Here is a 22,761-nt window from a genome sequence, read left to right on the forward strand (position 1 = left end):
GGTCACGACCGCGCCCCGTCCCACCGGGCGTCCCGTGCGGCCGCCATCGCGCTGGGCAGCCCCCAGAGCCGCACGAAGCCCGTCGCGAGCGACTGGTCGAACGTGTCGCCGGTGTCGTAGGTGGCCAGGCCGAAGTCGTAGAGGCCGACCTCGGAGCGCCGGCCGGTCACCACCGCCCGGCCGCCGTGCAACGTCAGCCGCACCTCGCCGCTGACGTGCCGCTGGGTCTCCTCGACGAACGCGTCCAGCGCCCGCCTGAGCGGGGAGAACCAGAGTCCGTCGTAGACCAGCTCGCCCCAGCGTTGGTCGACGCCGCGCTTGAACCGGGCCAGGTCCCGTTCGACGGTGACCGCCTCCAGCTCCTGGTGCGCGGTGATCAGGGCGATCGCGCCGGGCGCCTCGTACACCTCGCGGCTCTTGATGCCGACCAGCCGGTCCTCGACCATGTCGAGCCGCCCCACGCCCTGCGCCCCCGCGCGGCGGTTCAGCTCCAGGATCGCCTGGTACGGGGTGACCGTCTCGCCGTCGAGGGCGACCGGGACGCCGGCGTCGAACGTGATCACCACCTCGTCGGCGTCGCGTTCCTCGGCCGGGTCGGCGGTGTACGCGTACAGGTCCTCGACCGGCGCGTGCCAGATGTCCTCCAGGAAGCCGGTCTCCACGGCCCGGCCCCACAGGTTCTGGTCGATCGAGTACGGGGACCGGGCCGTGACGTCGATCGGCAGCCCCTTCTCCTCGGCGAACGCGATCGCCTTGTCCCGGGTCCAGGCGTAGTCCCGGGCCGGCGCGACGACCTTCAGGTCGGGCGCGAGCGCCTGTAGGCCGACCTCGAACCGGACCTGGTCGTTGCCCTTGCCGGTGCAGCCGTGCGACACGATCGTGCCGCCGTGCCGGCGCGCGGCGGCCACCAGGTGCCTGACGATCAGCGGCCGGGACAGCGCGGAGACCAGCGGGTAGCGGTCCATGTAGAGCGCGTTGGCCCGCACGGCCGGCAGGCAGTGGTCGGCGGCGAACTCGTCGCGCGCGTCGATCACCTCGGACTCGGCGGCGCCGCAGTCCAGCGCGCGCTGCCGGATGACGTCCATGTCCTCGCCGCCCTGGCCGACGTCGACCGCGACCGCGATCACCTCGGCGCCGGTCTGCTCGGCCAGGTACGGGATGGCGACGGAGGTGTCGAGACCCCCGGAGTACGCCAGGACGACCCGCTCGGTCATGGTGTGGTGTTCCCTTCCACGGTCTCGTCCCGGCGGGCCCACGCGGCGAGCCGGTCGCCCAGCGCGGCGCCGCCGTCGGCCTCGCGGGCCACCACGAGGATGGTGTCGTCGCCGGCGATGGTGCCGACTATCTCGGACAGGCCGGCCCGGTCCAACGCGCTGGCCAGGTAGTGCGCGGCGCCGGGCGGGGTGCGCAGCACGGCGATGTTGCCGCTGGCGTCGACGCCGTTGAGCAGCTCGCGCAGCAGCCGCACCAGCCGGGCGGGTGCCCCCTCGGCGTCGCGCAGCGGCCGGTGGCCGTCCTCGGGGATCAGGTAGACCCCCCGCCCGTCGCCGCCGCGCGCGGTCACCGCGCCCAACTCCTTCAGGTCACGGGAGAGCGTGGCCTGGGTGACCTGGATGCCGTCGCCGGCGAGCAGGTCGGCCAGCTCGGTCTGCGAGTGGACGGCGCCGTCGCGGATCAGCTCGACGATGCGGGCGTGGCGGGCGGCGCGGGTCAGCGGGGCGGTCATGTGGATGCCTCCAGGAGAAAGGTCAGCAGCGCCTTCTGGGCGTGCAGGCGATTCTCCGCCTGGTCGAACACCGCGCTGCGCGGCCCGTCGAGCACCTCGTCGGTGATCTCCTCGCCCCGGTGGGCGGGCAGACAGTGCAGCACGATCACGTCCGCCGCGGCGTGGTCGAGCAGGGCGTCGCTCACCTGGTACGGCCGGAACGGGGTGACCCGGTCCTGCCCGTCGGCCTCCTGACCCATCGACGTCCAGGTGTCGGTGGCGACCACGTGCGCCCCGCGTACCGCCTCGACCGGGTCGGTGTGCACGTCGACCGAGCCGCCGGTGCCGGCGGCGATCTTCTCCGCCCGGGCCACGATCGCCGGGTCCGGCTGGAACCCGGCCGGGCCGGCGACCCGGATGTGCATCCCGGCGGTCGCGCCGGCCAGCAGGTACGAGTGGGCCATGTTGTTCGCCGCGTCACCGACGTACGCCAGGATCCGGCCGGCGGTGGCGCCGAACCGCTCCCGCACGGTGAGCAGGTCGGCCAGCAACTGGCAGGGGTGGAACGTGTCGGTGAGCGCGTTGACCACCGGCACGGCGGCGTGCGCCGCGACCTCGGCGATCCGGTCGTCGCCGTGGGTACGCAGCACGATCGCGGCGACGTAGCGGGACAGCACCCGGCCGGCGTCACCGAGCGTCTCGCCCCGGCCGAAGTGGGTGACCTGGGTGTCCACCACGAGGGGATGACCGCCCAGCTCGGCGATGCCGACGTCGAACGAGATCCGGGTGCGCAGGCTCTGCTTGTCGAACAGCACCGCCACCGATCGGGGGCCGGCCAACGGCCGGTGGGTGTAACGGTCGGTCTTCATCCGGGCGGCGAGGTCCAGCACGGCGGCCTGCTCGGCCGGCGTGAGGTCGTCGTCGCGCAGGAAGTGGCGGATCATGCGGGGGCCTCCGTGCGGCTTGCGGGGGTGGGCGCGGAGACGGTTGCCGCCTCGGCGGGAACGGTCGCGGTCGCCCCGGCGGGAACGGTTGTGTCTGCGGGGGCGGCGTCGAGCGCGGCGGGGAGCGCGGCGAGGAACGCGTCGGCCTGCTCGACGGTGAGGATCAGCGGCGGGGCGAGCCGGACCACGCCCGGCTGCACCGGGTTGACCAGGAAACCGGCCTCCCGCAGCGCGGTCGACACCGCGCCGGCCACCGGCCGGTCGAGCACGACGCCGAGCAGCAGGCCGGCGCCGCGCACCTCGCGTACCAGCGGGTGCCCGAGCGCCTCGACGCCGCGCCGCAGCCGCTCACCGATGCGCGTGACGTGGTCGAGCAGCCCCTCGTTGGCGATCGTGGCGATCACCGCGAGCGCGGCGGCGCAACTGACCGGGTTGCCGCCGAACGTGGTGCCGTGCGAGCCGGGGGTGAGCAGGTCGGCGGCCGGGCCGAAGGCCAGGCAGGCGCCGAGCGGCAGGCCGCCGCCGAGCCCCTTGGCCAGCGTGACCACGTCCGGCTCGACGCCCTCGGCCTGGTGGGCGAACCAGTGCCCGGTACGGCCGACGCCGGTCTGCACCTCGTCGAGCACCAGCAGCGCGTCGTGTGCGGCGGTGATCCGCCGGGCCGCGGTGAGGTAGCCGGGCGGCGGCACGACCACGCCGTTCTCGCCCTGGATCGGCTCGACGATCACCATGGCGGTGGCGTCGGTGACCGCCTCGGCGAGCGCGTCGGCGTCGCCGTACGGCACGTGGGTGACGTCGCCGGGCAGCGGGCGGAACGGGTCGGCCTTGGCCGGCTGGCCGGTGAGCGCCAGCGCGCCCATGGTCCGGCCGTGGAAACCGCCGTGGGTGGCCACCACGTGCCGTCGCCCGGTGAGCCGGGAGAGCTTGAACGCGGCCTCGTTCGCCTCCGCGCCGGAGTTGGCGAGGAACACCCGGCCGGGTCGGCCGGCCAGCGCCAGCAGCAGCTCGGCGAGCGCGACCGGCGGCTCGGCGACGAACAGGTTCGACACGTGGCCGAGCGTGGCGACCTGCTTCGACACGGCGGCCACCACCGCCGGGTGGGCGTGGCCGAGCGCGTTGACCGCGATGCCGCCGAGCAGGTCGACGTACTCCCGGCCGGTCTCGTCGACCACGACGGCGCCGGCGCCCGAGACGAGCGCCAGCGGCGGCGTGCCGTAGTTGTCCATCATGGTCGCGCCCCAGCGCCGCACCAGCGTGCTCATGAACCGACCGTGCCTTCCCTGTTCGCGACTGCGGGGCTCGCAAGCTCGCTCCTCGCGCTCACGACCATCGTTCCGAACCCTTCCGAGGTGAAGACCTCCAGCAGCGTGGAGTGGGCGACCCGCCCGTCGACGACGTGCGCGGCGGGCACTCCCCCGCGCACCGCCCGCAGGCAGGCCTCCATCTTCGGTACCATGCCCGACTCCAGGGACGGCAGCAGCGTCGCCAGGTCGTCCGCGGTGATCTCGCTGACCAGGCTCGTCGTGTCCGGCCAGTCCGCGTAGAGGCCGGCGACGTCGGTGAGGACGACCAGCTTGCGCGCCTGGAGCGCGACCGCGAGCGCGGCGGCGGCGGTGTCCGCGTTGAGGTTGTGCAGCACCCCGTCGACGTCCGGCGCGACCGTGGAGATGACCGGGATCCGGCCGGCCGCGATCAGGTCGGTGACCGCGGAGACGTCCACCGACGCCACGTCGCCGACCTGCCCGACGTCGACCGGTTGCCCGTCCACGTACGCCGGTCGGCGCACCGCCGTGAGCAGCCCGCCGTCCTCGCCGGAGAGCCCGACCGCGAACGGGCCGTGCGCGTTGACCAGCCCGACCAGTTCCCGGCCGACCTGCCCGACGAGCACCATCCGCACCACGTCCATGGCGTCCGGGGTGGTGACCCGCAGGCCGCCCCGGAACTCGCTGGCGATGCCGAGCCGGTCGAGCATGGCGGAGATCTGCGGGCCGCCGCCGTGCACCACGACCGGCTTGAGGCCGGCGTACCGGAGGAAGACCATGTCCGCGGCGAACGCCCGCCGCAGCTCGGGATCGGTCATCGCGTGGCCGCCGTACTTGACCACCACGGTGGCGCCGGCGAACCGGGCCAGCCAGGGCAGCGCCTCGATCAGCGTGGCGGCCTTGGCCTGGGCGCGGGTGAGGTTGTCACTCATCATGTGGAGTACGCCGAGTTCTCGTGCACGTAACCGTGCGACAGGTCGTTGGTCCAGATGGTCGCGGCGGCGTCGCCGGCGTGCAGGTCGATGCGGATGGCGACGTCGCGGCCGGCGAGGTCCACCTTGGCCCGGTCCTCGGCGGCGGCGCCGCCCCGGCACACCCAGACGCCGTTGACCGCCACGGCGACCTCGTCCGGTTCGAACGCGGCGGCGGTGGTGCCGACGGCGGCGAGGATCCGGCCCCAGTTCGGGTCGTTGCCGAACAGCGCGGTCTTGACCAGGTTGTTGCGGGCCACCGCGCGCCCCACCTCGACCGCGTCGTCCTCGCTCGCCGCGCCGACCACCTCGATCGCGACCTGCTTGGTGGCGCCCTCGGCGTCGGCGATCAACTGCCGGGCCAGGTCGTGGCAGGCGGCGGTCACCGCATCGGTCAGCTCGGCGAGGCTGGGTTCGATGCCGGAGGCGCCGCTGGCCAGCAGCAGCACGGTGTCGTTGGTGGACATGCAGCCGTCGGAGTCGACCCGGTCGAAGGTGACCCGGGTGGCGGCCCGCAGCGCGGCGTCCAGCACGTCCGGCCCGGCCACCGCGTCGGTGGTGAGCACGCAGAGCATGGTGGCCATGGCCGGGGCCAGCATGCCGGCGCCCTTGGCCATCCCGCCGACGGTCCAGCCGCTGCCGGGGGCCACCGTGGTCTTCGGCCGGGTGTCGGTGGTCATGATCGCCTCAGCGGCCGGCCGGCCGCCGTCGCGGGACAGGGCGCGCACCGCGTTTCGGACGCCGGGCAGCAGCTTCGGCATCGGCAGCCGCTCGCCGATCAGGCCGGTGGAGCAGACCGCGACCTCGCCGGCGCCGACGATCAGCCGGGCGCTGCTGCCGGTGAGCACGGCGGCGGTGTGCTCGGCGGTGGCGTGGGTGTCCTGGAAGCCGGCCGGGCCGGTGCAGGCGTTCGCGCCACCGGAGTTGAGCACCACCGCCCGGACCACGCCGCCGTGCACGACCCGCTGGGTCCAGAGCACCGGGGCGGCCTTCACCCGATTGGCGGTGAAGACTCCGGCGACGCCGGCGTCCGGTCCGTCGTTGACGACGAGGGCGACGTCGGCGCCGGAGGTCTTGAGGCCGGCGGCGACACCGGCGGCGCGGAAGCCGCGGGGGGTGGTGACGGTCACCGAGCTTTCCTTTCGTTCGCGACTGCGGGGCTCCGCTTCGCTGCACTCCTCGCGCTCACGGGGCGACTCCGTAGGCGGACAGGCCGGTGGTCTCGGGGAGCCCGGCCATCAGGTTGGCGTTCTGCACGGCCTGACCGGCCGCGCCCTTGCCCAGGTTGTCGATGGCGCTGACCACGACGACCCGGCCCGAGTCGGTGTCCACCGTCGCCTGGAGGTGACAGGAGTTCCCGCCGGCGGTGGCGGCGGTGTGCGGCCACGCCCCCTCGGGCAGCAGGTGCACGAAGGGCGCGCCGGCGTAGGCGTCGGCCAGCACCGCGCGGGGGTCGGCGTCGCCGGCCGGCACCGCGGTGACGGTGGCCAGGATGCCCCGGGGCATCGGGGCCAGCACCGGCGTGAACGACAGCGAGGTCGCGCCGGTGGCCTGCTTGATCTCCGGCACGTGCTGGTGGGCGCCCACCTTGTAGGGGGAGAGGTCGCCCATCACCTCGCTGCCGAGCAGGTGGGCCTTGGCGGCCCGGCCGGCGCCGGAGGTGCCGGAGGCGGCGACCACCACCACGTCGTCGGGGCGTACCGCGCCGGCGGCGATCAGCGGGGCCAGCGCCAGCGTGGTGGCCACCGCGTAGCAGCCGGTGCTGGCGACCCGCCGCGCCGCCGCGATCTCGGCCCGCCGGCCGGGCAGCTCGGGCAGCCCGTAGGTCCAGGCACCGGCGTGCGCGCCACCGTAGTAGCGGGCCCAGGCATCGGCGTCGCGCAGTCGGTGGTCGGCGCCGAGGTCGACCACCATGACCGCGTCGGGCAGCGCCGCGGCGAGCGTCGCCGACTGGCCGTGCGGCAACGCCAGGAAGACCAGGTCCGCGTCGGCCAGGGTTTCCGCCTCGGTCGCCCCGAACACCAGGTCCAGGCCGGCGAGCTGCGGGTGTACGGCGGCGACGGGCTGGCCGGCCTGACTGTGTGCGGTGGCGGTGACCAGCTCGAACTCGGGGTGGCCGGCGAGCAGGCGCAGCAGTTCGCCGCCCGCGTATCCACTCGCGCCGGCCACCGCTACTCGAATGCCCATACAAACCTCCGCATGACTATGCAGAAAGGTTAGCAGTCGACGCAGGCGCCTGCAAGGTCATGCAGTGTGACGCATGAAGCTGCATCGGCGTGCTTCACATTGACAGTCACCCATTCCACGCCGATGCTGAGAGAGCGCTCTCACGGGTCGTCCCGCCGTGCCGCGCGACCGCTGCACCGTGCCCCCACCACCCTCGGAGTCGTCCTTGCCCACCCGTACGAAAATCCTGCGCGCCCTGCTCGCGCTCCTGGTCACCACCGCCGGCTCGGTCGTCGCGGCCGCCTCGCTGGCCCGGGCCACCGGCCCGAACCTGCTGCCCCTCACCGTCACCAACCACACCGGCCGAGCCGACGCCACCTGGCTCTACGTGCTCGGCACCGACCTCGCCTCCGGCCGGCTCGGTCACGTCGACGCCGCCGGCACGTTCACCCCCTGGCCGGCCGGCGGCCTGCCACCCACCCCCGCCCCCGACGTGGCCATCCCCGGCCCGGCCAACGGCGGCGCCACCACGCTCCAGGTCCCCCGCAACATCTCCGGCCGGGTCTACTTCGCGTTCGGCGCGAAACTGACGTTCCGCCTCACCCCGGACGGCCTGGTCCAGCCCGCGCCCTGGGCCCCCGGCGACCCCAACCGGGACGTCCTGTTCGACTGGTCCGAGTTCACCTACAACGACGCCGGGCTCTGGCTGAACAGCTCACAGGTCGACATGTTCGCCGTCCCGCACGTGGTCGGCGTGACCGGCGCCGACGGCGCCTCCCGGGAGACCGGCCGACTCGTCGACGACGGCCGCGACCGGGTCGTCGCGGCGATCCGCGCCCAGGCCGGCTGGGACGGCACGGTGCAGACCAGGGCCGACGGCACCGTGCTGCGGGTGCTCTCCCCCGGCAAGGCCGCCGACGCCGGCCTTCTCGACGCCGGCTACCTCGACCCGTACATCGCCTCGGCCTGGCAGGCGTACGCCACCCGGGCGCTGACCGTGACGCCCTTCCTCGACCAGCCCGCGATCAGGTACACCGGACGCACCAGCGGCGACGTCATGACGTTCACCGACGGCGCGGGTCAGCGGGTCGCCAGCTTCACCAGGCCCACCAGCTCCGACGTGTGGGACTGCGACGGCGCGCTCGCCGCCCCGAACGACCTCGTGGTCGGCCCGATCGCCCGGACGCTCTGCGCCGCGCTGCACCGCTCCACCCTGGGCGTCCGCGACGTGCAGCCCTCCGGCGGCCCGGCCGACTTCTACCGGGGCACGCTCACCAACCACTACTCCCGGATCGTGCACGCCACCATGGTCGACGGGAAGGCGTACGGCTTCGCCTTCGACGACGTGCTCAACCAGGAGTCGCTGGTGCACGACGGCGACCCGCGCGCCGCGCGCATCGACCTGAGCCCGTTCGGTCCGGGCGGCGGCCCGGGCCCGAGCCCGACGCCTACGCCGACCTCGCCGGACCCCACCCCTTCGGTGTCCGACAGCCCGTCGCCGGAACCGACGACGAGCCCGTTCGGGCCACAGCTCTATCTCGGCGAACCCGACCTGCTCCGGCAGCGTCCGGCGAGCACGGCCCGGGCCACGATCGCGGCAGCGGACGGCACCTGGGTCGGCACCCCACACACGCCACGGGTCTATCGGGCGGACCACCTGACCGCGCGGTGGACCGGCGGCACCACCTCGTTCCGTCTCCTCGTCGACGCCGGCACCGCGGTCGGCAACGGCACCCAGCTCCGGGTCTCCTACGACCTGACCGGAGACGGCACCTGGGACCGGATGGAGACGTACCACTACTTCGCCACGGACCCGCTCACCGGCTGGGAGGACTACACCCAGGACCGGGGACTGGCGACGGCCACCGGCACCCTCGGCGACCTGCGGGGCGGCAGCGTACGGGTGGAGGTGTGGAACGCCATCGGCGCCGCCCCGTCCACCCTCGCCGTGGGCGACGGGTCGCAGCTCACCCTCCCGTACACCGCCTGAGACGACGACGGCCCTTCCCGGGGACCTGTCGGGAAGGGCCGCGCCGGCTCAGGGTCAGCGACGATGCTCGGCGAGCCCGTGCTGCTGCTGGTACGTGCGCAGGGCCGTGTCCCACGCCTGGGTGTACTCCGACGGCCCCATGTTCAGGTCGTTGTGTCCCCGGACCGCCTCACGGAGCAGGTCCACCAGCTCCGGCACGGTCTCCCGGCGCTCCGCCACGTAGCGGCGGAACACCTCGGCGAACTGTTCCCCGGTGAGCCGGGCGGCGTGCGCCGTCACCGGGTCGTCCTCCAGGTTCTGGAGCACCGCACACCACCGCCGGGTCAGCTCGTCGGCCTGACGGGCCCGGATCTTCTGCAGTTCGTGGTCGCACTCCAACCGGATCCGGTCCTCCCAGTACGGCCGCAGCCGTTCCCGCACCCGCTCGTCGGGACTGACCCGTACCTGGACGGTGAAGAAGGGCGCCGTCCCCTCGCGGGGCCAGCGTCGACCCGTCAGGCGCGTGTTCAACGCCTGCTCCAGTTCGTGGGATCGATGGGGCTCGTGTTGCCGGGAGAGGCCGACCGCCTCCTCCCGGAGAATGCCGCCGGCCCAGGTCAGGTAACTGTCCGCCCGTAACCGCAGATACTCGGACGTCATGTGCTGGGCAGTCCAGACGAACACCGGGTTCAGCCGGAAGTCGAAGGCGTCGCCCCTCGCCGGCACCAGGACGGGCTGCGGCGCCTCCTGCCGGTACGACACGGTGACGGGAGTCGCCGGCACCGGCGGAGCGGTGATCAGGGGCGCCGTGGTGGGTGGGAAGATCGCGTGCCACCAGCGGCGGCGCTCCGGCTGGTCGGGAACGGACGGTCGGGTGGCCGGACGCGCCGTGGGGTGAGTGCTCATCGCTGTTCCTCTTCGGTGAGTCGTCGAATGTCGTCGAGCAGGGGGTTGCCGCGCATCACGGGCCGCCAGACGTGCCGGAGCTGATGGTCGAGGCGGCGCCGGAGCGGTTCGCGGCCGGCCACGACCGCCCGGAGCAGCTCCAGGCAGTACGCCGCCACCTCCGGATGTCCGTCCGCGCGGTTGAGCCAGAACCCGAGCGTCCGCCACGCACGGAACGCGGTCCCGGGAAGGGAGAGCGCGGCGGCCCAACACATGGCCAGGTCTGGCAGTCGGAGCGTGCCGCTTCGCACCAGGTCCAGCAGTTCCGGCCAGTGCTCCCGGGGGACGGGCGACCAGCGGTCGGCGAGGGTCCGCAACGCCCGCCCCGCATGCAGGCGTACCTCGGGGTCTGCCGAGGCGGCCCACTCCGCGAGCGCGGCCAGCACGGCCGGCGCGTGGCCCGCGTCGTAGACCTCCACCAGTCCACGGACCACGGAGTTCTGCCACCGCTGCATACGGGCCTCGGCGACCTGCCGTAGCTGGAGCAGCGCCGTGTCAGGCCAGAGACGAGCCAGGCCGAGGGCGTACGCCCGGGCCACGGTGTCGCGCCGGTGCGCGGCGCCGCTCTCGGCCCAGCGGTCCAACTCGGTGCGGATCCGCTGCCGCAGCGGGGGTTGCATCGCCATGGCGACCAGGGCGATGGCAGCCACTTGGCGTACGCCCGCGCGGCGTTCCCGGGCCAACTGGTCCACGGCATCCAGCGCGGAACGCACGGCGTGCCCCGCCGACCAGCCGATCGCACCCGCCGCAGCCTGCCGTACCCCCGGCACGTCACCGCGTGCGAGCTCGACCCACCACCCCAGGAGCTGCCCCGGCAGGAACCAGTCCTGCCAGGCGACCTCCAGCAGGCTGGCCCGCAGCGCGTCATTGCCCGGGGTGAACTCCACCCGCCGCCCACCCGCGATCCGGTCGTCGTCGAGCACCCGCACGGCCTGGCGCAGCTCCGGCCCCAGCAGCTCGTCGAGCGCAGCCGAGGTACGCGCCGAGGACGCCCGTCCCGGCTCGTCGAACCCGGGCAGAGTCAGCAACCGGGCCGCCTGGTGGACCTCCGACACCGGCTGACCGGCCAGCACCGCGCAGGACAGCCGGAAAGCGCGCCGCTCGTCGGCGGTCCAGCTCCCCGACAGGTCCCGCCCCGCGTCGGCGCAGTCGAGGATCCGCGCCGCCCGTTCGCGCACCTGCCGGGGCAGCAGGCGCTCCAACTGCTGGGTGAGGTCCGCGCCGCTCACCGGGTTCCGGGCGATCGACTGCACCACCCGGACCACCTCACCCGGGCGCGGGTCACCACCCAGATAGCCGATCAGCAGGGGATGCCCGGCGCACTCCTCCTCGACATAGCTGTCGACGCACCCACCGGCGCAACCGTTGCCGCACCAGCCGACGCACCGGCCGCGCAACTGCCGGCGTAGTTGGGCGCGGAAGACATCCACCGCCGCCGGGGGGCGGTGTTCGACGAGCTGGTCGGTGAACTCGCGGATCCGCGACCGGAAATCGCCGACGAGCACCATCGTGCAGCCCGCCGCCTCGACCCGGTTCGCCGCACCGACCAGCGTCATACCGTCCAGTTCCCGAACCGCCCGATCACTCAGGGGCAGCACGTAGCCGTGACCGGCACGCAGGGCTCCGGCCGCCTGGATCAGATCCCCGGGACCCTCCACGTTGACCAGTCCCACGCGGTCGTAGCCGTGCCGCCGAGCGGCGGCCAGACGCGCCGCCGTGTGCCGGCCGGTGCCCTCCGGCCCGGAGAGGCAGACCAGGGCCACCTGCTTCAGCCGTCGGTCGATCTGCTGGTCGCTGGGCGCGGGCGCGTAGCCGTCGGCAGACTGGCGGACGACCGTCCCGCTCAGGGTCTCGGACCAGGTCCGGCCACCGACGGCGCCGGCCATCGTGACGTTCATCGTACCGATGGCGGTGGCTCCGGCCCCGGTCGCGTTCTGCCCACGGACGCGCATCTCCCCGACCTCGACGCCGGCCGGGGTGCCGAGCAGCGCGGACAATCGGTCGAGCACCTCGCCGGGATCGAGCGGGGAATCGTCCTCGACGTCCTCCACACCGCCCTGGTCGTCCTCCGCCGGCTCCTCCCCGGGCCCAGCGTCCGCCGTGACGGGCGGCGAATGCTCCTCGGCAGATTCCTGACCGGCCGGCGCGACCGGCACCGACACGGCGTCCATCTCCGGCTGCGGCGCGAACCCGGTCACCGGTCACCACCGTCCCGGCCGATGCTGGCGTCCCGGCCGACGGATCCGATCGCGGTCGCGTTCGCGCCGATGGCGTTCTGTCCGTCCACCTGGAGGCTACCGATATGGATACCGGAGCTGCCGGGTCCGGCGACGCCCGGGGCGGGAGCCGGAGCGGCGCTCGGGGCCCGCTCGGCGTCACCGGCCGGCGCGGTCGGTCCCCCGCCCTCCGGCGACGCCGACGACATGTCCTCGTCGACCACGTGGAGCCAGGCATGCTCCTCGAAGTCCTTACCAGGATGGCTGACCCGAACCCGGCGGAACCGTTCGGGCCGCAACTCCTCCGGGTATTCGCAGACGACGTCCTGGTAGATGTCGCTGGAGACGACGAGAGCCACGCCCGCGCCCGGGAAGTCCGCCAGAGCACGCCTCACCGGATCGGCGTCACAGAGTCGGCAGACCCGCACCACGGCGGTGCCCGGGAAGCCGTTCGCGCCGTCGAGGTGCACGATCCCCTGGTGTACGGCCATCCGCAGGCGGATCCGCGCCGCCGGGACGCGGCTGCTGTTGTACCCCCGCAACCGTCGGCTGAGTTCGGGCACGAACCGGCCGATCACGCGCGCCTCCGGCGCGTCCCGGGGCAGGATCGCCAGCTCGCCGTCTCCGGCCTGCTGGGTACGCCAGGCCGTCCGGTCCAGCCCGACCGCGGCGGCCGCCTCGTGCAGCAGACGCCGGAACTCTTGCTGCGCCTCGTACTGCTGGAGGTTGCTGCGGCGGCTGTACCGCTCCATGTCCACACTGATCAACAGTCGTCGCTCGGGATGGTGCATCGACGTGTCGCCCCTTCGTCACCCGCCCGCCAACACCGGCGGGACCACAAGGGACATCGAACCGGGCTCACCCGGGCCGCACCCCGTAGAAGTACGGCATCCGCCGGACCGTCCGAAACCGGTCTTCCCCTCTCCGTCCGGGATCCGGCGGCCGGATCCGCGTTGCACTGGGGACATGGTCGAGGTCCTCAGCGAACTGCTCCTCGCGGCAGGCTGGCAGCCGGCGCAGGTGCTGGCCCTGGTGGCGCTGTACGCCGGGGCCGTCGCCCTGCTGCGCCGGGCGTCGCGCTCCGCTCAGTTTCGGCTACGCTTCGACCGCCTTCGCGGGAAGACGAGAGTGAGGTTGTCGATGCGTCGAGGTGCACCCCCGGACGTCCAGTGGCCGTACGGCACCTTCCTGCAACGGCTGCGGCCCGACACCCGCGCGATCGTGCTCGACCTCGGCGTCCGGCGTCAGGTGCCGGCCGGGCAGATTCTCATCCATGAGGGCGTTCGGGAGTCGCACCTGGTGCTGCTGGAGGAGGGGCTGACCAAGGTGACGGCGAGTCTCCCCGACGGCCGGTCGGCGCTGCTCTCGCTGCGGGTCGGCGGCGACCTGGTCGGCGAGATGTCCGCCCTCAACGACCAGCCACGCTCGGCCACGATCACCACCTGCGGCCCGACGCGCTACAGCGTCGTCACGAGGGACCGTTTCACCCGCTTCCTGAGGGAGCACCCCGAGGCCGCGCTCGAACTCGCGGCGATGGTCGCGGACCGGCTGCGCTGGTCCAACCGCCGCCGCATCGACTTCAGCTCGTACGCGGTGAAGATCCGGGTGGCCAGAGTGATCGCCGAGCTGTGCCGCACGCACGGCCGACGGAGCCCGGACGGAGTCGTCATCGACGTCCGGCTCACCCAGCCCGAGCTGGCGACGATCTGCGGGGCTGCCGAGACCTCGATCCAGAAGGCGCTGCGCGACCTGCGCGCCGAGCGGCTCGTGGACACCGACTACCGGCGGATTACCGTGCGGGACCTGCGACGCCTGCGGGAACTCGGCGAGCTGCCCGCCGACGAGGAGTAACCGCCGGCGGGAGGTCCTGCGGATGTCCGAGTGTTGAGAAGGGCCCCCGCCTCTACCTTAGGCGTTAAGCGGGGGCCCTTCCTTGCACGTCAGGCGCCGCGGAGGGTGGCGCCGAAGCGCTGCGCGGCGAGCGCCACCGCGGCGTCCCGGGCGGCCACCGCCTCCTCACCCGCGAGGGTGCGGTCCGGGGCGCGGAACGTCAGCTTGTACGCCAACGACTTCCGTCCGGCGCCGAGCTGCGCCGAGGCGTAGACGTCGAAGAGCCGGACGTCCTCCAGCAGCGCGCCGGCGCCCTCGACGAGCGCCGCCCGGACCTCGGTCGCCGGCACCGCCTCGTCCACCACCAGCGCCACGTCGATCAGCGCCGGTGGGAACGTGGAGATGGCCGGCCCGGCCACCAGCGGCGCGGCGGGCAGCGCGTCCAGGTCCAGCTCCATGGCGCTGGTGCGCCGGGGCAGTTCCAGCGCCGTCACCACGGCCGGGTGCAGCTCGCCGGCGTGCCCGACCACGGTGTCGTCGACGAGCAGCTCGGCGCAGCGGCCCGGGTGCCAGGGGGCGTACTCACCGGCCCGCACGGTCACCCGGTCGGCCGGGATGCCGGCGGCGGCGAGCACCGCCCGGCCGGCCTCGACGGCGTCCGCCCAGCTTGCCGCGCGACCCGCGCCCCACCACCCGGCCGGCTCGATCTCGCCGCAGAGCGCCACCGCGACGTGTCGCGGCTGCGCCGGCACCACCGCGTCGGCGGCGGCGAACTCCTCGTCGGTGGGCCGCCGGTCCACGCCCATGGCGGGCGGGGCGCCGACGCCCGGACGGGGACGGAAGACCGCGCCGATCTCGTAGATCGCCACGTCCCGCTGGCCCCGGCCGACGTTGCGCCGGACGATGCCGAGCAGCGGGCCGAGCAGCGTGGTGCGCAGCAGCGGCTCCTCCTCGGACAGCGGGTTGGCCACCCGCACCGCGGGGCGGCGCGGGTCGTCGGCCGGCAGGCCGAGCTGGTCGGCCAGCTCCGGGGCGACGAACGGCTGCGCCAGCACCTCGACCCAGCCGCGCTCGGCGAGCGAGCGAGCCACCGCGCGCCGGCGCTGCTGTGCCGGGGTGAGGCCCCGGCCGGGCCGCGCGGTGGGCAGCACCGACGGCACCCGGTCGTACCCGTCGAGGCGGACCACCTCCTCCACCAGGTCGGCCGGGTCGGTCAGGTCGGGCCGCCAGCTCGGCGGCGTCACGGTCAGCACCTCGGCGGCCCCGCCGGTGGCCACCCCGACCGTGCCCGGGTCCTCGCCGAGCCGGTCGGCGCCGCGGCTGACCGCGCAGCCGACCTGCTCCAGCAGCTCCACCACCCGGTCCGCCGGGTACGACACACCCACCCGGCGGGTCGGCAGGTCCACCGGCAGCGTCACCGGCGACGGCGGGCGGACGTGGTCGAGGTCGAGCACCTCCGCGCCGGGCGTGCCGCCGGCCAGGTCGGTGAGCAACCGGACCGCCTTCTCCAGCGCGACGAGCGGCAGCGTCGGGTCGACGCCCCGCTCCCAGCGCTTCGCGGCCTCGCTGAACAGCTTGTGCCGCCGGGCGGTGCGGCCCACCATGGCCGGGTCCCAGTGCGCGGCCTCGAACAGCACGTTCGTGGTGGAGGCGAGCACCTCGCTGGTCTCGCCGCCCATCACCGCGGCCAGCGAGATCGGCCCGCTGTCGTCGCAGATCACCATGTCCTCGGCGACCAGGCTGCGGCTCACCCCGTCCAGCGTGGTCAGCTTCTCCCCCGGCTCGGCGCGGCGCACCACCAGCGGCCCGGTGATCCGGTCCGCGTCGAACGCGTGCATCGGCTGGCCGAGTTCGAGCATCAGGTAGTTGGTGATGTCGACCGGCAGCGAGATGCTGCGCACGCCGGCCGCGGTGAGCCGCTGCCGCATCCAGCCGGGCGTGGCCGCGGTCGGGTCGACGCCGCGCACCATCCGGGCCGCGAACCGGTCGCAGCCGACCGGGTCACGGACCTCCACCGGGTACGCCGGCTCGGCGGTCCCGCCCGTCGCCGGCGCGTCGGCCGGGTCACGGAACGGCACGCCGAGCGCGTGCGACAGCTCCCGGGCGATGCCGCGGACGCTGAGCGCGTACCCGCGATCCGGGGTGATCTCCATCTCGACCACCACGTCGTCCAGGCCGACGACCGGGCGCGCGTCGTCGCCGGGCTGGGCCTTGACGTCCGCGGGCAGCACGATGATGCCGGAGTGGTCGTCGCCCAGGCCCAGTTCCAGCGCCGAGCAGATCATCCCGTGGGAGTTGCGCCCGTACGTCTTGCGCGCGCCGATGGCGAAGTTGCCCGGCAGCACGCCGCCCGGCAGGATCACCACGACCTTGTCGCCGGGGGCGAAGTTGCGCGCCCCGCAGACGATCTCCTGCGGCTCGCCGGTGCCGTTCGCGCCGCCGACGTCCACCCGGCAGAAGCGGATCGGCTTCTTGAAGCCGGTCAGCTCCTCGATCTCCAGGACCTCGCCCACGACCAGCGGGCCGGTGACGGTCGCCCGCAGGTCCACGATCGACTCGACCTCGATGCCGAGGTCGACGAGCGCCTGCTCCAGGTCGTCGGCGGGCAGGTCGGCGGGGAGATCCACGTACTCCCGCAGCCAACTGACTGAAACTCGCATGATTCCTCTACCACCGTTCCCGTAGCTCAGGCGCCGAACGCGCGGGTGAACCGCACGTCGCCCTCGGCCATGTCCCGCATGTCGCTGACGCCGTGCCGGACCATCACGGTCCGGTCGATGCCCATGCCGAACGCGAATCCGGAGTAGACCTCCGGGTCGATCCCGCAGGCGCGTAGCACCCGCGGGTTGACCATGCCGCAGCCGCCCCACTCGACCCACTGCGGCCCGTCCCGGTGCTCCGGGAACCAGACGTCGAACTCGGCCGACGGCTCGGTGAACGGGAAGTAGTGCGGACGCCAGCGCGTCTTGGCGCCCTCGCCGAACATGGCGCGTGCGAAGTGGTCGAGCGTGCCGCGCAGGTGCGCCATGGTGATGCCCTTGTCCACCACCAGGCCCTCGACCTGGTGGAAGACCGGCGCGTGGGTGGCGTCCAGCTCGTCGGTGCGGTAGACCCGGCCGGGCACCACCACGTAGATCGGCGGCTTGCGGCTGAGCATGGTGCGCGCCTGCACCGGTGAGGTGTGGGTGCGCAGCACCAGGCCCGACCCCTGGGGGGCGATGTGGAACGTGTCCATCAGCCCGCGCGCCGGGTGGTCGGCCGGGATGTTGAGCGCGTCGAAGTTGGTCCACTCCAACTCGACCTCGGGCCCCTCGGCCACCTCGTAGCCCATGCCGATGAACAGGTCGCTGATCTGCTCCATCAGCACGGTCAGCGGGTGGCGGGCACCGCGCGGCCGGCGGTCGTGGGGCAGGGTCACGTCGACCCGCTCCTCGACCAGCACCCGCTCGGCCTGCTCGCGGTCCAGGACCTCCTGGCGGGCGGCGTACGCGGACTCGATGGCTCGGCGGGCCTCGTTGACCCGCTTGCCGGCGTCGGACTTCGCGGCCGGCGGCAGCGCGCCGATCTCCCGACGCGCCAGCGACACCGGGGAACGATCCCCCAGGTGCGCCGGGCGCAGCGCGGTCAGCGCGTCCGGGTCGGTGGCGGCGGCGAACGCCTTCTCGGCGTCGGCCACGGCCCCGGCCAGGGCGTCCGGGTCGAGCAGGGCGACCTGCTTCGGGTCGTACGGATCGTTGCGGTAACTCATGGTGAACGGGCACTCCCTCAAGGGCGGCGCCGGCCCGACTACAGGCGGCCAGGCGAGTCTACGGACGCGCGGCTTCGCCGCAGCCCGCCGGTGGGAGTCGTGCAGGGGGAGGGTCAGACCTGCCGCCCGCCGACACCGGCGGGCTGGCTAAACGAACGCCGTGGCGCGTTCCTCACGAGGTGGACTCCCCTGCGGTATGCCGCGTGGCCCTGGGGGCACGCAGTGCTCTGGCCGAAGAATACAGGCAGACGGCCGCCGCCGCAGCCAGGTTGAGACTTTCGGCGCGACCGTGCAGCGGCACCCGGACCCGGGCGTCGGCGACCGCAGTCAGTTCCTCGGGCAGGCCGTGCGCCTCCGCGCCGAACAACCACGCGGTGGGCGCGGCGAGCCGGCCGGCGTCGTCGAGGTCGTCGAGGTCGCTGTCGCCGTACCCGGTGGTGGCCAGGATCGTCAGACCGGCGGCCCGCAGCGCCTCGACGGCCGCGAGCGGGTCGGCGTCGCGCACCACGTCGACGTGGAACAGGCTGCCGGCGGACGCCCGCACGCACTTGCCGTTGTAGGGGTCGACCGCCTCGCCGGCGAAGACCACCGCGCCCGCGCCGGCCGCGTCGGCGGTGCGCAGCACCGTCCCGGCGTTGCCCGGGTCGCGGATCCCGGCGAGCACCGCGACCAGTCGCGGCCCGCGCGCCACGGCCTCGGCCAGCGGTACGTCGAGGTGCCGGCAGACCGCCACCAGGCCCTGCGGGGCCACGGTCTCGCTGAGCGCGGCGAGTGCCTCGTCGGTGACCTCGGAGACCGGCACGTCGGCGCGGGCGGCGACGGCGGCGAGGTCGGCGTGCCGGTCCAGCGCGGTCGGGGTGCCGAACAGCTCGACCACCGTGCCGGCGCGGGCGAGCGCCTCGCGGACGGCCTGCGGCCCCTCGGCGAGGAAGCGGCCGGCCTGCTCGCGGTCGCGCCGGCGGTGCAGCCGGCGGGCCGCCACGACCCTCGGGGTACGCGGGGTGAACGGGCCGGAGACGGCGTCGAGGCGTCTCCCCTGCGACGGTGACTGCATGGGAGACGCCTCGATCTGCCGTACGGGTGGGTCAGGCGGCCTGGGGCCGCGTACAGGTGGGTCAGGCGGCCTGGGCCGCGGCGCCACCGGTGCCCTCGGCCGCCACGGCGGCGCGGGCCAGCTCGACGATCGCCGCGAACGCGGCGGCGTCGTTGACGGCCAGGTCGGCCAGGATCTTGCGGTCGACCTCGATGCCGGCCAGGCGCATGCCCTGGATCAGCCGGTTGTAGGTCAGGCCGTTGGCCCGGGCGCCGGCGTTGATCCGCTGGATCCAGAGCTGCCGGAAGTCGCCCTTGCGGTCGCGGCGGTCCCGGTAGGAGTACTGCATCGAGTGCAGCACCTGCTCCTTGGCCTTGCGGTAGAGCCGGGAGCGCTGACCGCGGTAACCGCTCGCGGTCTCCAGCAGGGTACGACGCTTCTTCTGGGCGTTCACAGCCCGCTTGACGCGTGCCATCTCAACTCCTTCTTCGGTTCAGGTGGCGCGCGTCAGCGGCCGAGCAGCTTCTTGATGCGCTTCACGTCGGCCTTGGCCAGCTCGACGGTGCCGGTCAGCCGGCGGGTCTGGGTGGAAGGCTTCTTCTCCAGCTTGTGGCGGAGGCCGGCCTGCTGGGCAACGATCTTGCCCGAGCCGGTCACCTTGACCCGCTTGCCCGTACCCGTGTGGCTCTTCATCTTCGGCATGTGGAACGTCTCTCCCTGTTACTGGCCGCTGGTGTCAGCGGTCGGGCCGGTCTCACCGGCTGCTGCGGTCTCGCCGGCCGCCGGGGTCTCGCCACCTGCCGGGGCTGCCGACTCCTCCGCGGCCCGGTCCCGGGGCCCACCGCGGGACGCCGTGGCGGCGACCGCGGAGGCCTTGACGGCCCGGTGCGGAGCGAGAACCATGATCATGTTTCGGCCGTCCTGCTTCGGGGCGGCCTCGACGTATCCCAGGTCCGTGATCTCGGACTCGAGCCGGCGCAGGAGCCGGTAACCCAGCTCCGGGCGGCTCTGCTCGCGACCGCGGAACATGATCGTCACCTTGACCTTGTCGCCCGCCTTGAGGAACCGCACCACGTGACCCTTCTTGGTCTCGTAGTCGTGCGGGTCGATCTTCGGCCGGAGCTTCATTTCCTTGATGACGGTCTGCTGCTGGTTACGCCGCGCTTCGCGCGCCTTGAGTGCGCTCTCGTACTTGAACTTGCCGAAGTCCATGAGCTTGCACACCGGCGGGCGCGCCATCGGCGCAACCTCGACCAGGTCCAGGTCGACGTCCGCGGCCAGCTGCAGGGCGCGCTCCAGCGGGACGATGCCCACCTGCTCACCCTCAGGGCCGACCAGTCGGACCTCACGTGCCCGGATCTGCTCGTTCACGCGTGGTTCGACGCTGATGGGGCCTCCTCGAGTCGAGTGTCCTACGGTGCCGACTCCGCGGGCTCCCGGGCGGGAGCCGACCCGGAAAGCAGAAGGCCCCGGCGTATGCCAGGGCCCACTCGACCGGTCGGCACGATCACAGGATCGCGCATCCGGGATCGGGACGTGCCCGAAACCGGGGACCGGACCCGGACACCTGGACGGCGACTCGGGTGGGAGCGGGCGCTCCGCTTCAGCGACCGCCCGCACGTCAGGGACGGGGGCAGTCTGGTCGACCCCGCAACACTACACCCTCGACCCAGGCCCACCCAAACCGGGCCCGCAGGTCAGCGGGGCGCGGACTGCCCGGCGGCCAGCGTGGCCAGGTGCGCCTGGTGCAGGCGGCGCAACGCGCGGACCGCCTCGACCGCGCTCTCCTTGTCGGCGGCCTGGAGCGCCACCATCGGCAGCAGGTCGTCGTCGTGCAGCTCCAGGCTGGCCCACGGGGCGCCCCGGTCGAACCGGACCCCGCGGATCACCTCCCACGGCAGCTCGTAGGAGCCGACCACGTTGCGCACCCGGACGCCCCTGGCGTCGGCGACCACGCGGGGACGGGTGAACAGCAGGAAGCCGAGCGCGCCGAAGACGCCCAGGCCGATCATGGCGAACTGGTCGCCGCGCTGGAACGAGCCGTAACCGTCGCCGGTCGCGCCGGTCAGGGACGTCGCGACGAGGCTGAACACCACCAGCAGCGTGACGGCCGCTGCCCAGCAGACCACCCGGACGCGGCGGGGCCGCACGGTCACCACGGAATCGCTCACCCGACCAGTCTGCCATCCGGCTCGCGCTCGCGTTCGGCCGCCACACGGGCCGGACCGCGCCGCCGGACGCCCGCCACCAGCAGCGCCAGCAGCGTGAGCACGGCGCCGGCCAGCACCGGCAGCCGGACGCCGGGGCCGTCGGGCAGCGCCAGGTCCAGCAGCAGCGCGCCGCCGAGCTGCCCGGCCACCAGCGCCAGGCCGGTCCGCAGCACCCCGGCGGCCCGCACCCCGACCAGCAGCGCGAGCACGATGCCGACGCCGAACAGGCCGCCCGTGTAGAGCCACCACTCGGTCGGCCAGCGCGGCGGGCCGGCGAACGCGCCGGCCAGCAGCGCCACCGCGCCGATCACCGACGTGCTGACCACGAAGTTGACCGCGAGCCCGGCGGCCGGCCCGACCCCGGCCGCGACCCGCCCGTTGAGCGCGGACTGGAACGCCACCGCCAACCCGCCCACCACGGAGAGCAACACCAGGCCGATCGCCAGGTCACCCACCGGCCGGCCGAGCTGCGCGAGCGCCACCGCGCCGATGCCGAGCAGCGCGCCGGCCACCCGGGGCGCGGTGAGCCGCAGCCGGCCGGCCGCGGCCAGCCCGGCCCGGTCGACGGCCAGGCCGCCGAGGCTGCCGCCGGCCACCTGGGCGATGGTGAACACGGCCACCCCGAGCACCGGCACCACCACCGGCGCGGTCAGCACGACCACCGCGCCGCCCACCCCGCCCAGGTACGACCACCAGGGCAGGCCGGCCCGGCGCAGCGCGGCCAGCCCGGTCCGCATCGACGGCACCACCGCCAGCCCGACCAGCACGACCAGGCAGCCGACCACGTTGTTCGCCACCGCGCCGAGGACCGGGGCATCGGTCCGCGCGCCCAGCTCGGCGTTGACCACGCCCTGCGCGGCCGAGGCCACGCCGGCCAGGACGACGACGGACAGCGCGGCCGGGAGCGGCAGCGGCCTCACAGGCGGCAGGCGTGGATGTTGGTGACCAGGATCGCCCGGGCGCCCAACTCGTACAGCTCGTCCATGATCCGGTGGACGTCCTCGCGGAGCACCATCGCCTGTACCGCGACCCAGCCCTCCCGGTGCAGCGGCGAGACGGTCGGCGACTCGATGCCCGGGGTGAGCGAGCTGGCCCGGTCGAGCAGCCCGGCCGGCACGTCGTAGGCGAGCATCACGTAGCGGCGGGCGACCAGCACGCCGTGCAGCCGGCGTTCGAGCTGCTCCTGCTGGGCGCTGCCGGGCGCGCCGGCCCGCCGCACCAGCACCGCCGAGGACCGCAGCAGCGGCTCGCCGAAGACCACCAGGCCGGCCTGGCGCAGCGTGGCGCCGGTTTCCACCACGTCGGCGACCACGTCGGCCACGCCGAGGCGGATGGCGTTCTCCACCGCCCCGTCGAGCCGGATCACCTCGGCCTTGACGTCCAGCTCGGCCAGGTGCCGCTCGACCAGACCCGGGTACGCGGTGGCGATCCGGTGCCCGCCGAGCTGCTGGACGGAGGCGACGTCGTCGGGGCGGGCGGCGAACCGGAAGGTGGCCCGCCCGAAGTTGAGGTCCACCACCTCCTCGGCCGGCGCACCGGAGTCGATCAGCAGGTCCCGCCCGGTGATGCCGACGTCCAGGTCGCCGGAGCCGACGTAGGTGGCGATGTCCTTGGGGCGCAGGTAGAAGAACTCGATGTCGTTGGGCTCGTCCCGGCAGACCAGGTCCTTCGGGTCGGTGCGCTGGCGGTAGCCCGCCTCGCGCAGCATCCCGGCGGCCGACTCGGCCAGGGCGCCCTTGTTGGGTACGGCGACACGCAGCAT

The 22,761-nt window shown here is 73.9% G+C and carries 21 protein-coding genes; 2 read left to right on the forward strand and 19 right to left on the reverse strand.

The features are described 5' to 3' along the window. Nucleotides 1-2 precede the first annotated feature (2 nt). From AB0B02_RS13630 to argC, 7 genes are read right to left on the reverse strand one after another with little or no spacing between them, the layout of a single operon-like run. Entirely contained in the window at nt 3-1,214 is a 1,212-nt protein-coding gene (locus tag AB0B02_RS13630) for an argininosuccinate synthase (protein WP_357300265.1), read from the reverse strand. Continuing rightward, nucleotides 1,211-1,726 (reverse strand): arginine repressor, encoded by a 516-nt coding sequence (locus tag AB0B02_RS13635; protein WP_281939801.1) that lies wholly within the window; start codon nt 1,724-1,726, stop codon nt 1,211-1,213. Before AB0B02_RS13635 ends, AB0B02_RS13630 begins: the two co-directional genes overlap by 4 nt. Beyond that, a complete protein-coding gene (argF, locus tag AB0B02_RS13640; protein ID WP_357300269.1) occupies nt 1,723-2,649 on the reverse strand; it encodes an ornithine carbamoyltransferase in 927 nt (308 codons plus the stop codon). Before argF ends, AB0B02_RS13635 begins: the two co-directional genes overlap by 4 nt. Continuing rightward, nucleotides 2,646-3,911: an acetylornithine transaminase gene (locus tag AB0B02_RS13645; RefSeq protein ID WP_357300273.1), complete on the reverse strand. Its 1,266-nt coding sequence runs from the start codon at nt 3,909-3,911 to the stop codon at nt 2,646-2,648. The genes argF and AB0B02_RS13645 overlap by 4 nt, the downstream gene beginning before the upstream one ends. Beyond that, a complete protein-coding gene (gene argB / locus AB0B02_RS13650) occupies nt 3,908-4,846 on the reverse strand; it encodes an acetylglutamate kinase (protein WP_281939796.1) in 939 nt (312 codons plus the stop codon). The genes AB0B02_RS13645 and argB overlap by 4 nt, the downstream gene beginning before the upstream one ends. After that, the gene (gene argJ / locus AB0B02_RS13655) at nt 4,843-6,012 is read right to left on the reverse strand and encodes a bifunctional glutamate N-acetyltransferase/amino-acid acetyltransferase ArgJ (RefSeq protein WP_357300276.1); all 1,170 of its coding nucleotides are present in this window, start codon (nt 6,010-6,012) and stop codon (nt 4,843-4,845) included. Before argJ ends, argB begins: the two co-directional genes overlap by 4 nt. Nucleotides 6,013-6,067: 55 nt before the next feature. Continuing rightward, a complete protein-coding gene (gene argC / locus AB0B02_RS13660; protein ID WP_357300280.1) occupies nt 6,068-7,069 on the reverse strand; it encodes an N-acetyl-gamma-glutamyl-phosphate reductase in 1,002 nt (333 codons plus the stop codon). A gap of 205 nt (nt 7,070-7,274) precedes the next feature. Here argC and AB0B02_RS13665 point away from each other — a divergent pair, with 205 nt between their 5' ends. Continuing rightward, nucleotides 7,275-9,038: a beta-1,3-glucanase family protein gene (locus tag AB0B02_RS13665; RefSeq protein ID WP_357300283.1), complete on the forward strand. Its 1,764-nt coding sequence runs from the start codon at nt 7,275-7,277 to the stop codon at nt 9,036-9,038. A gap of 54 nt (nt 9,039-9,092) precedes the next feature. Here the strand turns inward: AB0B02_RS13665 and AB0B02_RS13670 are convergent, their stop codons facing one another. The 3 genes from AB0B02_RS13670 to AB0B02_RS13680 are packed head-to-tail and all read right to left on the reverse strand — an operon-like array spanning nt 9,093 to nt 12,969. Further along, the gene (locus AB0B02_RS13670; RefSeq protein ID WP_357300286.1) at nt 9,093-9,923 is read right to left on the reverse strand and encodes a hypothetical protein; all 831 of its coding nucleotides are present in this window, start codon (nt 9,921-9,923) and stop codon (nt 9,093-9,095) included. Further along, nucleotides 9,920-12,160, reverse strand: coding sequence for a hypothetical protein (locus tag AB0B02_RS13675; protein ID WP_357300289.1), 2,241 nt, complete (start codon nt 12,158-12,160; stop codon nt 9,920-9,922). The genes AB0B02_RS13670 and AB0B02_RS13675 overlap by 4 nt, the downstream gene beginning before the upstream one ends. Next, nucleotides 12,157-12,969, reverse strand: coding sequence for a hypothetical protein (locus tag AB0B02_RS13680; RefSeq protein ID WP_357300292.1), 813 nt, complete (start codon nt 12,967-12,969; stop codon nt 12,157-12,159). Before AB0B02_RS13680 ends, AB0B02_RS13675 begins: the two co-directional genes overlap by 4 nt. A 175-nt stretch (nt 12,970-13,144) precedes the next feature. On the opposite strand from AB0B02_RS13680, the gene AB0B02_RS13685 reads away from it, so the two are divergent. Further along, nucleotides 13,145-14,029 carry a Crp/Fnr family transcriptional regulator gene (locus AB0B02_RS13685; protein WP_357300295.1) on the forward strand — a complete coding sequence of 295 codons (885 nt, stop codon included), beginning with the start codon at nt 13,145-13,147 and terminating at the stop codon, nt 14,027-14,029. An 89-nt stretch (nt 14,030-14,118) separates the two neighbouring features. On the opposite strand, the gene pheT is transcribed toward AB0B02_RS13685, so the two are convergent. The 9 genes from pheT to hisG form a co-directional block, all read right to left on the reverse strand. Then, nucleotides 14,119-16,668 carry a phenylalanine--tRNA ligase subunit beta gene (pheT, locus tag AB0B02_RS13690; RefSeq protein WP_357300298.1) on the reverse strand — a complete coding sequence of 850 codons (2,550 nt, stop codon included), beginning with the start codon at nt 16,666-16,668 and terminating at the stop codon, nt 14,119-14,121. 26 nt (nt 16,669-16,694) lie between these two features. Next, nucleotides 16,695-17,756 carry a phenylalanine--tRNA ligase subunit alpha gene (gene pheS / locus AB0B02_RS13695; RefSeq protein WP_281939787.1) on the reverse strand — a complete coding sequence of 354 codons (1,062 nt, stop codon included), beginning with the start codon at nt 17,754-17,756 and terminating at the stop codon, nt 16,695-16,697. Between the two features lie 172 nt (nt 17,757-17,928). Beyond that, complete coding sequence (locus AB0B02_RS13700; RefSeq protein WP_357300303.1) at nt 17,929-18,810, reverse strand: RNA methyltransferase; 882 nt, start codon at nt 18,808-18,810, stop codon at nt 17,929-17,931. Between the two features lie 61 nt (nt 18,811-18,871). Continuing rightward, nucleotides 18,872-19,264: a 50S ribosomal protein L20 gene (gene rplT, locus AB0B02_RS13705; protein ID WP_222957518.1), complete on the reverse strand. Its 393-nt coding sequence runs from the start codon at nt 19,262-19,264 to the stop codon at nt 18,872-18,874. Between the two features lie 32 nt (nt 19,265-19,296). Further along, the gene (rpmI, locus tag AB0B02_RS13710) at nt 19,297-19,491 is read right to left on the reverse strand and encodes a 50S ribosomal protein L35 (RefSeq protein ID WP_107160101.1); all 195 of its coding nucleotides are present in this window, start codon (nt 19,489-19,491) and stop codon (nt 19,297-19,299) included. A gap of 18 nt (nt 19,492-19,509) precedes the next feature. Further along, on the reverse strand, nt 19,510-20,160 hold the full coding sequence (gene infC, locus AB0B02_RS13715; protein ID WP_091263828.1) for a translation initiation factor IF-3: 651 nt from the start codon (nt 20,158-20,160) through the stop codon (nt 19,510-19,512). Nucleotides 20,161-20,486: 326 nt separating this feature from the next. Next, complete coding sequence (locus AB0B02_RS13720; RefSeq protein ID WP_199199889.1) at nt 20,487-20,960, reverse strand: PH domain-containing protein; 474 nt, start codon at nt 20,958-20,960, stop codon at nt 20,487-20,489. Further along, complete coding sequence (locus tag AB0B02_RS13725) at nt 20,957-21,919, reverse strand: DMT family transporter (RefSeq protein WP_357300309.1); 963 nt, start codon at nt 21,917-21,919, stop codon at nt 20,957-20,959. Before AB0B02_RS13725 ends, AB0B02_RS13720 begins: the two co-directional genes overlap by 4 nt. After that, a complete protein-coding gene (gene hisG / locus AB0B02_RS13730; protein ID WP_281939776.1) occupies nt 21,916-22,761 on the reverse strand; it encodes an ATP phosphoribosyltransferase in 846 nt (281 codons plus the stop codon). Before hisG ends, AB0B02_RS13725 begins: the two co-directional genes overlap by 4 nt.

Origin of the sequence: Micromonospora sp. NPDC049240, from assembly GCF_040647835.1 — a bacterium.
In the GTDB taxonomy this organism is placed as follows: Bacteria; Actinomycetota; Actinomycetes; order Mycobacteriales; family Micromonosporaceae; genus Micromonospora.